Origin of the sequence: Polaromonas sp. UC242_47 (assembly GCF_044452385.1) — a bacterium.
GTDB lineage: Bacteria > Pseudomonadota > Gammaproteobacteria > Burkholderiales > Burkholderiaceae_C > Polaromonas.
In genome coordinates this window covers 636,959-651,867 of record NZ_JBIOAO010000001.1, presented here as the reverse complement: position 1 = coordinate 651,867, position 14,909 = coordinate 636,959, and the positions used below count along the sequence as shown (strand labels likewise).

7 protein-coding genes and 2 pseudogenes are annotated in these 14,909 nt (G+C 61.0%); 6 read left to right on the top strand and 3 right to left on the bottom strand.

The window, feature by feature from the left end; translation table 11 throughout:
- The first annotated feature begins 27 nt into the window (after positions 1 to 27).
- The 4 genes and pseudogenes from ACHMXK_RS03230 (at position 28) to ACHMXK_RS03215 (ending at position 6,561) form a co-directional block, all read left to right on the top strand.
- Complete coding sequence (locus ACHMXK_RS03230; protein WP_397437629.1) at positions 28 to 2,247, top strand: filamentous hemagglutinin N-terminal domain-containing protein; 2,220 nt, start codon at positions 28 to 30, stop codon at positions 2,245 to 2,247.
- A gap of 372 nt (positions 2,248 to 2,619) precedes the next feature.
- A complete protein-coding gene (locus ACHMXK_RS03225; protein ID WP_397437627.1) occupies positions 2,620 to 3,174 on the top strand; it encodes a hypothetical protein in 555 nt (184 codons plus the stop codon).
- Positions 3,175 to 3,464: 290 nt separating this feature from the next.
- Positions 3,465 to 5,163: pseudogene (gene nadB, locus ACHMXK_RS03220) on the top strand (L-aspartate oxidase).
- 180 nt (positions 5,164 to 5,343) lie between these two features.
- On the top strand, positions 5,344 to 6,561 hold the full coding sequence (locus tag ACHMXK_RS03215) for a Bcr/CflA family efflux MFS transporter (protein WP_397437625.1): 1,218 nt from the start codon (positions 5,344 to 5,346) through the stop codon (positions 6,559 to 6,561).
- Positions 6,562 to 6,574: 13 nt separating this feature from the next.
- Here the strand turns inward: ACHMXK_RS03215 and ACHMXK_RS03210 are convergent, their stop codons facing one another.
- Complete coding sequence (locus tag ACHMXK_RS03210; protein WP_397437623.1) at positions 6,575 to 7,540, bottom strand: LysR family transcriptional regulator; 966 nt, start codon at positions 7,538 to 7,540, stop codon at positions 6,575 to 6,577.
- Between the two features lie 195 nt (positions 7,541 to 7,735).
- Between ACHMXK_RS03210 and ACHMXK_RS03205 the strand changes: the two genes are divergently transcribed.
- Entirely contained in the window at positions 7,736 to 8,719 is a 984-nt protein-coding gene (locus ACHMXK_RS03205; protein ID WP_397437621.1) for a Bug family tripartite tricarboxylate transporter substrate binding protein, read from the top strand.
- Between the two features lie 9 nt (positions 8,720 to 8,728).
- Positions 8,729 to 10,585 carry a CocE/NonD family hydrolase gene (locus ACHMXK_RS03200; RefSeq protein ID WP_397437619.1) on the top strand — a complete coding sequence of 619 codons (1,857 nt, stop codon included), beginning with the start codon at positions 8,729 to 8,731 and terminating at the stop codon, positions 10,583 to 10,585.
- Positions 10,586 to 10,725: 140 nt separating this feature from the next.
- Here ACHMXK_RS03200 and icmF read toward each other — a convergent pair.
- A pseudogene (gene icmF / locus ACHMXK_RS03195) lies at positions 10,726 to 14,020 on the bottom strand (fused isobutyryl-CoA mutase/GTPase IcmF).
- A gap of 24 nt (positions 14,021 to 14,044) precedes the next feature.
- Entirely contained in the window at positions 14,045 to 14,884 is an 840-nt protein-coding gene (locus tag ACHMXK_RS03190; protein ID WP_397437617.1) for a PPK2 family polyphosphate kinase, read from the bottom strand.
- Positions 14,885 to 14,909 lie beyond the last annotated feature (25 nt).

Below are 14,909 nucleotides of genomic sequence, written 5' to 3'. Positions count from 1 at the left end.
CTTGACACAGCATTTAAGGACTCACCCATGAACCGCATTCACCAATCCATCTGGAACGACAGCGCAGGCACCTTCGTTGCCGCCTCTGAAAGTGCCAGCGGCGCCGGCAAGAAAAAATCGTCGTGCACGACAGGACGCCCCAGTGCGGCGGGCTTCGCCGTCAACGCCCTATCGGCCTGCCTGATGCTCACCCTTGGCGCGTCCGTGTACGCCCTGCCCACTGGTGGCGTGGTTGCGGCCGGGGGCGCGAGCATTGTCAGTGGCGCATCGGCCACCACGATCACCCAGTCGACCGCCAACGTGGTGATCAACTGGCAGAGCTTCGGCATCGCTGCCGGCCAAACCGTGCAGTTCGTGCAACCCGGCAGCAATTCAGTGGCCCTGAACCGAGTCTTGGGTGCCGACCCTTCCAGCATCCTTGGCAACCTCTCTGCCAACGGCAAAGTCTTTCTGCTCAACCCCAACGGCATTCTGTTTGGCAGCGGCGCATCGGTCAACGTCGGCGGGCTGGTCGCCTCCACCCTGAGCATCACCGATGCGAACTTCATGGCGGGCAACCATGTCTTCACGGATGCAGGAAGCGGCACGGTCGTCAACCAGGGCACCATCAACGCGGCCAATGGCGGTTACGTGGCCCTGATGGGCAAAAGCGTCAGCAACCAGGGGGTTATTTCAGCCAAACTGGGTTCGGTGGCGCTCGCAGCCGGCAACGCCATCACCATGGACGTGGCTGGCGACGGCTTGTTGAATATTTCGGTGACTCAAGGGGCGGTCAACGCGCTGGTTGACAACGGCGGCCTGATCCGCGCCGATGGCGGCCGTGTGCTGCTGACGGCCCAGGCGGCTGGCAACCTGCTGCAAACCGCAGTGAACAACACGGGCGTGATTCAGGCGCAAACCATTGAGAACCGCAACGGCACCATTTTGTTGTTGGGCGACATGCAAACCGGCACCATGAATGTGGGCGGCACGCTGGACGCCAGCGCACCCCATGGTGGCAATGGCGGCTTTATCGAAACCTCGGCCGCGCACGTCAAGATCAAGGACGACGTTCGTGTCACCACGGCCGCACCGCAGGGTCTGATGGGCACCTGGCTGATCGATCCCCAGGACTTCATCATTGGCGCCGGTGGCAACATTTCCGGTGTCACACTCTCGGCGCAGCTGGTGAACAACAGCATCAACATCACGACGGCACCCGGTACCGGCAACGGGGATATTTTCGTCAACGACGCGATTACCTGGACAGCCGCCGGCGCCCCGACAACCCTCACGCTCACGGCGGACCGGGACACCAACATCAATGCGGCCGTGACGGCCACCAACGGCAATTTTGTGGCCTGTTGCGGACGTGATGTCAATGTGAACGCCGCCTTGACCACCACCAACGGAAGCATCCTGCTGAGCGCCGGACGCAACGTCAGCCTGAACGCCGCCGTCACCGCCACCGATGGCAACCTCATGATGTGCGCCGCCAACGATGTCAACATCAGCAGCAAGATCACGGTGACCAATGGCACGCTGGATGCCAGCCGCAGCCTGAGCCTGCCCCGTGGCCTGACCATCAGTGCGGACACGGACGGCACAGGCCCCGGCGTCGCGGGTGGCACGGTGATCTTCGCGCCACTCGCGCCACCCATCGCAGTCACCAACGCACCAGTCGTCATCACCTACAACCCCGTCTCGTACACCACGCCAACGGACTATTTGACCAAATTCACCCTGACCACGGGTGCGACACTGACGCAGCGCATGCTGGTCTTCCCCGAAGCCACCAAAAACTTCGACGGCACAACCACGGCGATCCTGACTTCCCTGAAGGGCAACCCCGCGGGTGCCTCCCTGATTGCCGATCCTGCCAGTACCGCCACATTCACCACCTCTGACCCGGGAACAGGTAAAACCGTGACCTTCAGCGGGTATCGTCTGACAGGTCCGAATGCCAGCCAATATGCCTTCGCAACGTCTTGCTGCGGGCCTGCCGTCAACAAAACAACCGCGAACATCGTCTCTCCCGTTCCTCCCGTTCCTCCCGTTCCTCCCGTTCCTCCCTTTGCGGGCATGACGGTCCTGGCTCTGGCCGGTTCCACGTATCCCGCAGACCTGATGCCGGTGAGTTATACCGATGCCGGCGACGTCTTCCTCGCACTGAAAGAAGAGGAAGAGGTGGTTCCCACCGCCATACCGTTCATTCCGCCGACACCTTACATTGCGCCGCGGTATGCACCCAAGCCAGCGCGCAACTAGTCAGCACCGAGGCAGCTCGTGACACATGATGCCCATGTCCCAAGCCAGGCAGTCAAAGGCGGGCGCGCGATGGGCTTGCCGCAGCAAAAGTCGTCCCTCCAGGGGCCTGGACGGGTGAGCGTCGTAGCAGGCCAGGGACTTTGCCTGGCCCTGCTGGCAGCATGTCTTGCCTTGCCGCCGGCCTCCGCCGCCCAGGATGTCGGGCAGCCGAGCCCGCTGTCTGCCGCGCCATCTGCATCAGCCACCCCCACCGTACAAACACAACGTGTCCCTGCAAGTCGCCCGAAGCGCGCCAACTTTGGACAGGAACGGGCCTCCCCGGAGGCCTCGCACGTCGCGGACTGGATCGTTGATTCCGGGGATAACCAGGGCATGCCCTTCATGATTGTGGACAAGGTCCATGCCAAGGTCCTGATGTTTCATGCCGACGGACGGCTGCAAGGCGCGGCGCCCGCGCTGCTCGGCCTGGCGCGCGGCGACGATTCCACGCCCGGCATTGGTGACCGCAAGCTGTCCACCATTCGCCCCGAGGAGCGCACGACCCCCTCGGGACGTTTCGTTGCCTCCTTGGGCCGCGGTCTTCGCGGCGAGGAATTCCTCTGGGTGGACTACAGCACGGCTCTCTCACTGCATCGGGTGGTGGCAGGTGCCCCCGGTGAAAAGCGCGCCCAGCGCCTGGACAGCGCGACTCCGGCGGACAACCGTATTTCCTACGGCTGCATCAATGTGCCGGTCACGTTTTACGAAAAAGTGGTGCGCCCGGCCTTCACCAGCACAAATGGCGTCGTCTATATCCTGCCGGAAACCCGGACGGCGCGCGAAGTCTTCGGGTCGTATGACGTCGAGGGCCCGGCACGAGCGCGGGACCTGGCCGAAGCCGCGTCAGCGCCGGTCACCTTGCATCCCGTGCCATTGCCGGTTCGATGAGGCAGTCGCGGCAGACATAGACCCCAGGCCGGTCTGCGTCCCGCAGCCTGACAGATAATCTGCTGTTTGACGAACAGGGCACCAGGCTGGTCAGGCGACGCCGCTCCACAACGGCTGACCGAGGCAGTTGCACAGATCCAACCAGGGCCGCAAGGCTTCCCATGAAAAACATCACCGCCACACACCACGGCGAACGGGGACAAATCCCATCCGGCAACACGCTGGCCGATGCCCTGCCCCTCGCCGGACACCCCGCAAAGTCACGCCCTTCCGGGACAGGCCTGTCCTCTTTGGCCGGCACGCAGCTTGCCTTCGATGTTCTGATTGTCGGCAGTGGCCTGGCCGGGCTGAGTGCCGCACTCAAGCTGCTGGAAAACCGGGGGCCGGCCTCCGACGGCGACCCGTTGCCGGATCGCCGTCCTGACCAAACGATCGCTGGCTGACGGCTCCAGTGGCTGGGCCCAGGGCGGCATTGCCGCTGTGATGGAAGAAAGTGAACAAGGCGACAGTTTTGAGTCGCACATCCAGGACACCCAGGTCGCCGGCGCCTGGCTGTCCGATACGGCGGCGACCACCCAGGTGGTGGAAGGCGCGCCGGCGGCGATTGCCTGGCTGCAGGCGCAAGGCGTGGTGTTCACGCAGGAGCCCGGCGCTGGAGAAACACCCACGCTGCACCTGACGCGTGAAGGCGGCCACAGCCACCGGCGCATCGTGCACGCGACCGACGCCACCGGCGCCGCCGTGCAACAAGCCCTGATCGCCGCCGTGTTGGCCCACCCGGCGATTGAGGTGTTTGAACACCACATGCTGGTCGACCTGATCGTGCAGCAGGACGCGGCCAGCGGCCAGGCGCGTTGCGTCGGCCTGTACGCGCTGGACAGCCGCCCCGACAGCGGCGGGACGGTCCACACCTTTGCCGCACGCCACACCTTGCTGGCCACGGGCGGCGCCGGCAAGGTTTACCTCTACACCAGCAACCCCGACAGCGCCACCGGCGACGGCATCGCCGCCGCCTGGCGCGCCGGTTGCCGCATCGGCAACATGGAGTTCATCCAGTTCCACCCGACCTGTCTGTACCACCCCGAGGCCAAGTCCTTTTTGATCAGCGAAGCGCTGCGCGGCGAAGGCGGCATTTTGCGCTTGCCGGCATCGGTGGGCGGTGCGCGTTTCATGCTGGCGCACGATGAGCGTGCCGAACTGGCACCGCGCGACGTGGTCGCCCGCGCGATTGACTTCGAGATGAAAAAACACGGCGTCGACTGTGTCTACCTGGACATCTCGCACAAGGGCGAAGCCTTTGTGCGCGAACATTTCCCGACCATCCACGCACGTTGTTTGGCACTGGGCATAGACATCGCGCGCCAGCCGATTCCCGTGGTGCCGGCCGCACACTACACCTGCGGCGGCGTCATGACCGACCTGGCCGGCCGCACCGACATTGCCAACCTCTACGCCGCCGGCGAAACCGCCTGCACCGGCCTGCACGGCGCCAACCGGCTCGCCAGCAACTCGCTGGTCGAATGTGTGGTGTTTGCCCAGCAGGTCGCAGACGCTATCAAATCAGCAGCATCTTGCGCTCATCCTGAAAGGGCTGGCGGCCAAAATGATGCACAAATGCTCCTGCCGGCCTGGGATGCCAGCCAGGTGACCGACGCCGACGAACAAGTCGTGATTGCCCACAACTGGGACGAGTTGCGCCGCCTGATGTGGAATTACGTGGGCATAGTCCGCACCAACAAACGACTCGAACGTGCGGCGCACCGCATCGCCTTGCTGCAAGCGGAAATCCAGGAGTTTTACGCCAACTTTTATGTCACGCGTGACTTGCTGGAACTGCGCAATCTGGTGCAAGTCGCCGAACTCATCGTGCGCTCCGCCCAGGCGCGCCACGAAAGCCGCGGCCTGCACTTCAGCCGCGATTACCCGCAGACCGATGCGGTGGCCGTGCCCACGGTGCTGGTGCCGGCCGGGCGTTCGCCAGCGCAGTAGAATTTGCCAGGCAGCAGACAGCCTGCCCACACTGATGTCGTTCAGCTTCACAAGGACTGGCGACGCTTCTGTTGGACTCCACCGAGTAGATCAAGGCCGCACCACCGTACGGCCCCAGCGATGCCCCCCCGGGCGCGATTGATCCAGGTCGATGGCGCCGTCTCCAGGAGTTCAACAGCAATGCACGCCAAGGAAGTTCCTCCTCTTGCGGTCTTGGTCGCCCTCTCTGCGCTCGCGGTCCTGCCTATCAACATGTTCGTGCCTTCGCTGCCGAACATCGCCAAAGACCTCCATGCGGACTTCGCACTGGTCAACCTCGCCGTCGCAGGCTATGCCATCGCCATCGCCGTCACCCATTTGATTGCGGGCGCCTTATCCGATCGATTTGGACGCAGACCCATTGCGCTCGTTGCGCTGGCCATCTTCACCATCGCCTCCCTAGGCTGCAGTCTGGCCAGCGACATCGAAACATTTTTGTGCTGTCGTTTGTTCCAGGGCACCGTCATCGCCGGCTATGCGGTGTCCCTGGCGGCGATCAGAGACAGCGCCGATGATCAAACGGCGGCAAGTCGCATTGCTTATGTGTCCTCGGCGTGGGCCGTGGCACCCATGCTGGGCCCAGCGATGGGCGGGCTGCTGGACGCGCACTTCGGCTGGCGTGCGAACTTCTTGGTATTCGCCATGCTGGGCATCGCCGGCCTGTACCTGGTGATTTTTCATTTGAAGGAGACAAACTTTCATCGCACCACGTCCATGGGTCTGCAGTTAAGCGCTTATGGCGAGTTGAGCCGTTCGGCGCGGTTCTGGACCTACACGTTTTGCATGGCCTTTGCACTGGGAAGTTTGTACGCGTTTCTGGGCGGGGCGCCCTTGGTGGCCGCACAACTGGGGGGAATATCAAGCACGGCGCTAGGTTTTTACATGGGGATGGTCCCCGCAGGCTTCATCCTCGGAAGTTACCTGGTGGGGCACGCCAGTTCCCGTTACTCGGTGACCGAGTTCATCCTGACGGGGCGAGTGCTTACTTGCTTGGGTTTAGTGGTGGGCCTCTTGCTGGTCGCTTCGGGTGTGACACACCCGCTTGCCTTCTTCGGCCCTTGTATCTTCGTGGGCCTGGGCAACGGACTGACCATGCCTGTTGCCAACGCCCGCGTTCTGTCGCTACGCCCCGGCCTTGCGGGAAGCGCATCGGGTTTGGCGGCGGCCTTGACCGTGATGGGCGCGGGCGTTATCGCCTTTTTTTCAGGACTGCTTGTCACAACGTCGAACGCACACTTTGCGCTGCTGGGCGTCATGTTGCTGTCTTCGGCGCTGTCCTTGGTCGCGGCGATATTGATCACCTACGCAGAAAAGAAAAGCGCGTCACGGCCCCCTGGTCATTCAGATTGCGCCTCGTAGCGATCTTTGTGTCTCAGGCGACGGGATGGACACTGAGGCTTCCATTCGTCTTGCCGCCAACTTCCTTGGCAATTTTCACAAAATCATCAACCGTTTCGGAGAAGACATCCGTACTCCACAAGATGCCCACGGCTCCAAATTTGAGCACGCGATCAATAGAAAGCCGGTGTACTGTTCCGCGCGCGACCTGGTAGCGGGTCATTTCTTCAGAACAGATGCCAATGTAGTTACCGCAGTGCAACAGGGCGAGCAAGGTGGTGATGGCCGAGGTTTCGACCTTGGGCTGCAGCCATGGCACGCCTGCGTCAACGAGCGCCGAGTCCAGCTGGCTTCGCATGGACGTCCCGTGCTGGGGCACGATCCAGTTCTCGTGTATCAAGGCGCTGAGTTTGTGTTCCGACGGGTCTTGCCAGAGCGGGCTTCCTTGTCCGACGACCACACAAATACCATCTTCAAACAGGATTTCGTGGTGAAACCCTGAGTCATAGGCCCTCGCGTCGATGGTTCCTATCACCACATCCAGCTCTTTTCTTGCAAGGCGTTCCAACAAACTGCTGAAGGTCCCCTCTGTTACGGTGATGGCCACGCTGGGGTGCATGATGTGAAACTGGCTGATTGACGCGGGAAGCACGCCTGCCACGCCGGCCCAAACGCTGCCCACATGCAGGCGCGAGGCCTTGCCTTGGGCGACGGCGTCGAGCGCTTTCCCCACGCGTGACACATCGCCCAGGACACGGATGGCCAACTGCTTGATCAACTGGCCCGCAGGCGTCAGCTCCAGTCGCCGGCCTCGCATCATGAGGGGCGTCCCAACCAGGCTCTCCATTTCAGCCAACCAGTGCGACATCGCCGATTGCGTCAAATGCAGCCTTGCCGCCGCTTCGGTCAACGTGCCTGCTTCATCGAGTACCAGCAGCGATTCCAGATGCCGGACTTTCAGCTTGCGCGCCCAAGCGAATTCGCCGTACAGATCACGCATGAGCAATTTCTAATGTATGCATTGATTAATTTCAGTAGCCTGAAGCCGAATAAACACAAATAATAAAAAATGACTTCTAAATTCAAGGGCAGATTCTTGCTTGCGGAGTGTCATTGATTTTTTTGCTGTGATTTGAGTATCCATTTTTGCGCAGTCGAAAGTCAGTTTTCGGTTTGTGATCAATCTGAGGAAGTTATGAACAATAGCGGTATCCAGCGTCGTACGCTCGTCAAGTTCGCGGCCGTTGCCAGTATGGGAGCAAACCATGCGTTTGGGCAGGATTTCCTGTCGCGTCCTATCAGGCTGATGATTCCACAAGGGCCCGGATCTGGTGCGGATGCGACCGGCCGCCAACTGGCGGAGTTTCTGTCCAAGTACCTCAATACGTCTGTCGTGGTGGATAACAAGCCAGGTGCGAATGGCATCTTGGCGTCCTCCATCGTGGCCAAGGAGCGTCCCGACGGGAATACCGTTTTTCTGACCAGCGTGTCACTGGCCAGCTTTAACCAGCATCTTTACAAAAAAGTGCCTTACGACGCGATCAATGACTTCACCTTCATATCGCCTGTGGCCGATGCCAGCTTCATGGTGATTGCCAGCAAGAAGAGCGGTATCAAGAATTGGTCGGATTTTCTGAAGAAAGCAAAATCCGAACCCGGCAAGCTGACGTTTGCCAGCGCTGGATTAGGCAATTCGACACACCTGTACATGGAAAAGATTGCCAAGGATTTGAAGCTGGACCTGCGGCATATCCCGTACAAGGGATCGGGCCCGGCGCTGATGTCTGTGGTCTCCGGTGAAACGGACTTGATGTGCGTGACCACGGTGACGGCCCTGCCACAGTTCGAAGCGCGTACGGTCACAGCCTTGGCCCAGTCTGGCGACAAGCGAGCCAGTCGCATGGCGGATATTCCGCTGATCAAAGACCTGGCCCCCGAGATGCCCGCATTGCCTGGTTGGTACGCCCTGGTTGGGCCCGCAGGCATGTCGCCCGATGTCGTCAAAAAACTCTCCGGTGCCGTCACGGCCTTCCTGGAAGATGAACAGAACAAGAAGAAGCTGAACGAGCAGTTTCTTTTCCCGATCCCCGGCTCCAGCGAACAAATCAAGGCAAGGGCGATTCAAGAGTCAAAAATTTGGGGTGAACTGATCAAGTCGCTCAATATCAACCTGGATTAAACAAAAACCATGTCAGATTCAGATGTCAACGGGACGGCGTGGACGATTCCCCCCAGTGCGTATTGCGCGAGGCGACCTGCGCGCTGGATGACCGGTGCGCCCACCTCGCACTACCTGACCATGCAAGATGGCTGCCGGCTTGCCCTGGATGTATATTTGCCCGAGGGAGATGGTGTGGACGCCGCCCCAACCTCTGTGCCCGTGATTGCGATCATGACACCCTACTACAAGCGTTTCAAGGTGACGGCGCCAGGCGCCGAGCCTGCGCCCAACATTGCCATTTACCGGGACTTTTTTGTCCCACGTGGCTACGCGCTGGTTGTGCTGGACGTGCGCGGTAGCGGTGCCAGCTTTGGCCGGCGTGATGCTTTTCGTTCGCCCAAAGAGCGTGGAGACTATCTCGCCCTGGCGCAGTGGATCTCCGAACAGCCATGGTGTGACGGGTCCATCGGTGCCACGGGGATTTCCTACCTGGGTGCGGCTGCGTGTTTTTTCGGGAGTACCGGGCATCCCGCGATCAAAGCGGTGGCGCCGCTCTTTGCCGTCTCGGATACCTACAGTGATCACGTGTTTCCCGGTGGGATCATGTGCAAAACGGTCACATCCAACTATGACGATTTGATCCGGGCGCTGGACTGGGATTTGAGAGACGAACTCAAGGCCTATCCCTATTTCAGCGACCCGCGCTACGCCGGGCCGGCACCGGTTGACGAGGATACGAGCGAGGTGCTGTTGGCTCAAGCTATCGAAGAGCACAAGGACAATTTCATGCTACGGGACATGGCACCCGAGATGTCTTTCCGTGAAGAGGGATGCCTGCACGACCCCGAGCTTCACAGTGGCGTCTGCAGCCCCTATTGGTACTTGAAGGAAGTGGCCGGCAAAGTGGCGGTGTATTCCGTCTCCGGCTGGTACGACGGCAGCGCGTTTGTGCATGGTTCCATCTCCCGCTTCATGACGCAGAAGGGCAAGAACGATCGCTTGCTGCTCGGCCCATGGGACCATGGCGCGCGCACCAACGGTTCGCCCTGGCGCTCACCGTCAGGCAGCGCGCCGGAGTTCTCCATTCTTTCCGAAGTTCTGCGATTTTTTGACCACCATCTCGCCGGACTCGACACCGGGCTGGAGGCGGAACAGCCTGTGCATTACTTCTGCACACATGCCGAGGAGTGGCGCAAGGCGCCTGATTGGCCCCCGGCGGCATCGCCGAAGTTCTGGTATTTGCACGGTGAAAAATTGCTTCCAGAGCAGCCGGATGCCGTGAGCACGGCCAGTTTTCAGACCAGGTTCACCGTCTCCAGCGGTTGTCATTCGCGTTTTGAGCGGCTGTCGGCGCAGCCTGTCGTGCAGTACTACCAGGACTGGCCGGAGAACGAAGCACAAATGACGTCCTTCCTCTCCGATCCGCTGCCGACCGATGTCGAGTTAGCAGGCCATGTTTTGCTGGAGTTAAGTCTCAGCAGCAGCGAGATGGACGGCGCCATTTTTGCCTATCTCTCGGAAGTCGACACGAATGGCCGCTTGATCTACATCAACGAGGGTTGCCTGCGTCTGGCACACCGCAAAGTCAGTGAAGCGCCGGACCATTACAAGACGGCGTGGCCGTTCCGGGACTACTCGCGCAACAACGCACAACGCATGAGCCCCTCTGTGATCGAAAACATCCAGATCGCCATGTTGCCCATTGGCTGGAAACTGGCCGCAGGAAGCCGCCTGAAGCTGTCCTTGTCTGGCGCCGACGCCCAACATTTTCAGCAGGTCCCCCATGGCAGACCGCCACGGTACACACTGCAGTTGGGGGGCGTGACAGGCTGCAGGCTGCAGTTGCCGGTTGTGGAGCGCCAGGTCGGCAGGCGCCGGATTTGATCAGCTCAAGGTTTCGTCTGTCACCCCGCGCAGCAGTTATTCCTTGTGCCGACTGTCACAAGCCAGCTGAGCGCTGCCGGAGGCGTCACCTTTTTTGGCCAACCTATGCGTTAAGTCGCATCCATTGAAGCACCAAAAGCCTACATATTCCGCCGGTATTGCCCACCCACCTCAAACAAGGCATTGGTGATCTGGCCCAGCGAGCAGACACGCACTGCGTCCATCAACACTTCAAACACATTGGCATTGGCAATCACCGCTTGCTGCAGGCGTTTGAGCATGGCCGGTGACTCGTCGGCGTGGCGTTGCTGGAAGTCGTGCAGGCGCTTGAGCTGGTTTTGTTTTTCTTCGTCGGTGGAGCGCGCCAGCTCCAGCTTGTCCTGCACCACTTCACCCTGCGGGTTGCGGAAGGTGTTGACGCCAATGATGGGCAGCTCGCCCGTGTGTTTGAGCATTTCGTAATGCATGGACTCGTCCTGGATGCGGCCGCGCTGATAGCCGGTTTCCATGGCGCCCAACACACCGCCGCGTTCGGCAATACGTTCGAACTCGGCCAGCACGGCCTCTTCGAGCAACTCGGTCAGCTCTTCGATGATGAAGGCGCCTTGTGAGGGGTTTTCGTTTTTCGCCAACCCCCACTCGCGGTTGATGATGAGCTGGATGGCCATGGCGCGGCGCACCGATTCTTCAGTCGGCGTGGTGATGGCCTCGTCAAACGCATTGGTGTGCAGGCTGTTGCAGTTGTCGTAAATCGCAATCAAAGCCTGTAGCGTCGTGCGGATGTCGTTGAACTGGATCTCCTGCGCGTGCAGACTGCGGCCTGAGGTCTGGATGTGGTATTTCAGCTTCTGGCTGCGCTCGTTGGCGCCGTATTTTTCTTTCATGGCCACGGCCCAGATGCGGCGCGCGACACGGCCCATCACGGTGTATTCCGGGTCCATGCCGTTGCTGAAGAAAAAGCTCAGGTTGGGCGCGAAGTCGTCGATATGCATGCCGCGCGCCAGGTAGGCTTCAACAAAGGTGAAGCCGTTGGACAACGTGAAGGCCAGTTGGCTGATCGGATTCGCACCGGCTTCGGCGATGTGGTAACCGCTGATGGAGACGCTGTAGAAGTTGCGCACCCGGTTGTGCACAAAATACTGCGCAATGTCCCCCATGACCTTGAGGCTGAACTCGGTTGAAAAAATGCAGGTGTTTTGGCCCTGGTCTTCTTTCAGGATGTCGGCCTGCACCGTGCCGCGCACGTTTTCCTGCACCCACTCGCGGATTTTGGCGGCTTCGGTCGCCGTCGGCTCGCGCCCGTTGTCTTTTTTGAACTTGTCCAGGTTCTGGTCAATCGCCGTGTTCATGAACATGGCCAGGATGGACGGCGCCGGGCCGTTGATGGTCATGGACACCGAGGTGGACGGGCTGCACAAGTCAAAACCGTCGTACAGCACCTTCATGTCGTCCAGCGTGGCAATCGACACGCCGGAGTTGCCGACCTTGCCGTAAATGTCGGGCCGCAGGTCGGGGTCGTTGCCGTACAAGGTGACCGAGTCGAAGGCGGTGGACAGGCGTTTGGCGGCCATGCCTTCGCTGAGCAGCTTGAAACGGGTGTTGGTGCGAAAGGGGTCGCCCTCGCCGGCAAACATGCGCGTCGGGTCTTCGCCCTCGCGCTTGAAGGCGAAGGTGCCGGCGGTGTAGGGGTAGCTGCCCGGCACGTTGTCCAGCATCAACCACTTGAGGATTTCGCCGTGGTCTTCGTACTGCGGCAAGGCCACCTTGCGGATAGGCGTGCCGGACAGGGACTTGGTGATCAGCGCGGTGCGGATTTCCTTGTCGCGGATTTTTACCACGTATTCATCGCCGGCATAAGCGGCCTGCATGTCCGGCCACTGGGCCAGCAACGCCCGGGCGTCGCCGTCCATACGCGCCTTGCGGTGGCCCGCCAGGTCCAGCGCGGCTTCGGCGGCGGGCGCGCGCTCGGGCTTGTCGACCTTGAGCATGGCGGCGGCGGCCTTGAGCTGCTGCACCTCGCGCGCCAGTTGCGCCTGGACTCTGGCGCGTTTTTTTGTAGCCGCGCACGGTGTCGCTGATCTCGGCCAGGTAACGCGTGCGTGCCGCCGGCACCACAGGCGTCTGGTTGGTGCTGTGGCGCACATCCACCAGCGGCAGGGTGCCGTCACCCAGCGTGAGGCCCAACGCCGCCAAACGCGGTTTGAGCGCCTGGTACAGCGCGGTAACACCGTCGTCGTTAAAACGCGCGGCCATGGTGCCGAACACCGGCATGTTGTCGGCCGGGGTGGTCCAAGCTTCCTTGTTGCGCTGCACCTGTTTGGAGACATCACGCAAGGCGTCCAGCGAACCCTTGCGGTCGAACTTGTTGATGGCGACAAACTCGGCAAAGTCCAGCATGTCGATTTTTTCCAGCTGGCTGGCGGCGCCGAACTCGGGTGTCATCACGTACATGGGCACATCCACATGCGGCACGATGGCGGCGTCGCCCTGGCCGATGCCGGAGGTTTCGACCACGATCAAATCGAAGCCGGCCACCTTGCAGGCCGCAATCACCTCGGGCAGCGCTTTGCTGATTTCGCTGCCGAATTCACGCGTGGCGAGCGAGCGCATAAAAACCCGCTGGCCTTGCGACCAGGGATTGATGGCATTCATGCGGATGCGGTCACCCAGCAGGGCGCCGCCGCTTTTGCGGCGCGACGGGTCGATGCTGATGACGGCCACACGCAACTGGTCGTTCTGGTCCAGCCGCAGGCGGCGTATCAACTCGTCGGTGAGCGACGATTTTCCGGCGCCGCCGGTGCCGGTGATGCCCAGCACCGGTATCTTTTTACCAGCCGCCTGCGTCCGCAGAGCCTCGACCAGGGCCGGCTTGGCCTTGTCGTTTTCCAGTGCGGTGATGAGTTGCGCCAACGCCCGCCAGGCCAGTTCGCCATGGCCCGTGATGGCCTGGAGGTCTTTGGGCGCAAAACCGGTCAGGTCCTGGTCGCAACGCATGACCATCTCGCCAATCATGCCGGCCAGCCCCATCTTCTGGCCGTCTTCGGGGCTGTAGATGCGGGTCACGCCATACGCTTGCAGCTCGCGGATTTCCGGCGGCACAATCACGCCACCGCCGCCGCCAAACACCTGGATGTGCTGACCGCCACGACTTTTGAGCAGGTCCACCATGTACTTGAAATACTCGACATGGCCGCCCTGGTAGGAACTGATGGCAATGCCCTGCACATCTTCCTGCAGCGCGGCCGAGACGACTTCATCGACGCTGCGGTTGTGGCCCAGGTGAATCACCTCGGCACCCATGCCCTGCAGGATGCGCCGCATGATGTTGATGGCCGCATCGTGCCCGTCAAACAGGCTGGCGGCAGTGACAAAACGCACTTTGTGCGTGGGACGGTAGCTGGCAAGGGCCTGGTATTCGGCGGACAGGTCGGTCATGGCGTGGTCTTTCTCGGGAAGGCTTTAAGAGATCGTCAGGTTCTGGAGCCCGGGATCGCTGGGCGGATAACGCAGTTTGAGCTTTTTCAGGGTGCCCTGCACCACGCTGGCAATCATCAGGTTGCGGTGCGTTTTGGAGTTGGCGGGCACGATGGTCCAGGGCGCATGTTCTGTGCTGGTGCTACGCAGCAAGGCTTCATAAGCCTTCTGGTAATCGGCCCATTGCTTGCGCACCTTCAGGTCGTCCAGGCTGAATTTCCAGTGTTTGGTCGGGTCATTTACCCGCTCTTGCAGGCGCTCACGTTGTTCTTCAAAACTGATATGCAGCATGAACTTGAGAATGACGGTGCCGGTCTCACTGAGGAGGCGTTCAAAGTCGTTGATGTGCCGATAACGCTGCGCGGTCTGTTCGGGCGTGATCCATTGGTTGACCACGGGCACCAGCACGTCTTCGTAGTGGCTGCGGTTGAACACCATCATCTCACCGGCGCCGGGCAGGGCTTTGTGAATGCGCCACAGGTAGTCGTGCGCACGTTCTTCTTCCGTGGGCGCTTTCCAGCCGACGGTATGGACACCCAGCGGGCTGGTGCGGCTGAAGACCCCGCGTACCGTGCCGTCTTTGCCCGAGGTGTCCGTGCCTTGCAACACCACCAGGAGCTTGAAGCGCCGGTCGGCATAAAACAGGTCTTGCAGCGCGTCGAGCTCCAGCGCCAACGCCTCCACCGCCGCCTTGTCCTGTTCCTTGTCGCCGGAGGACCAGGGTTTGGCGCCCGGGTCCAGCTTGGACAAAGAAAAGGCCGCCACGTGTTTTCCTGCGGGCTGCCAGTCGGTCAGTGCCGGGCTGGGAGGGTTCTTTTTTGCCATGAAGACCTCAGCGGGGTGATGAATT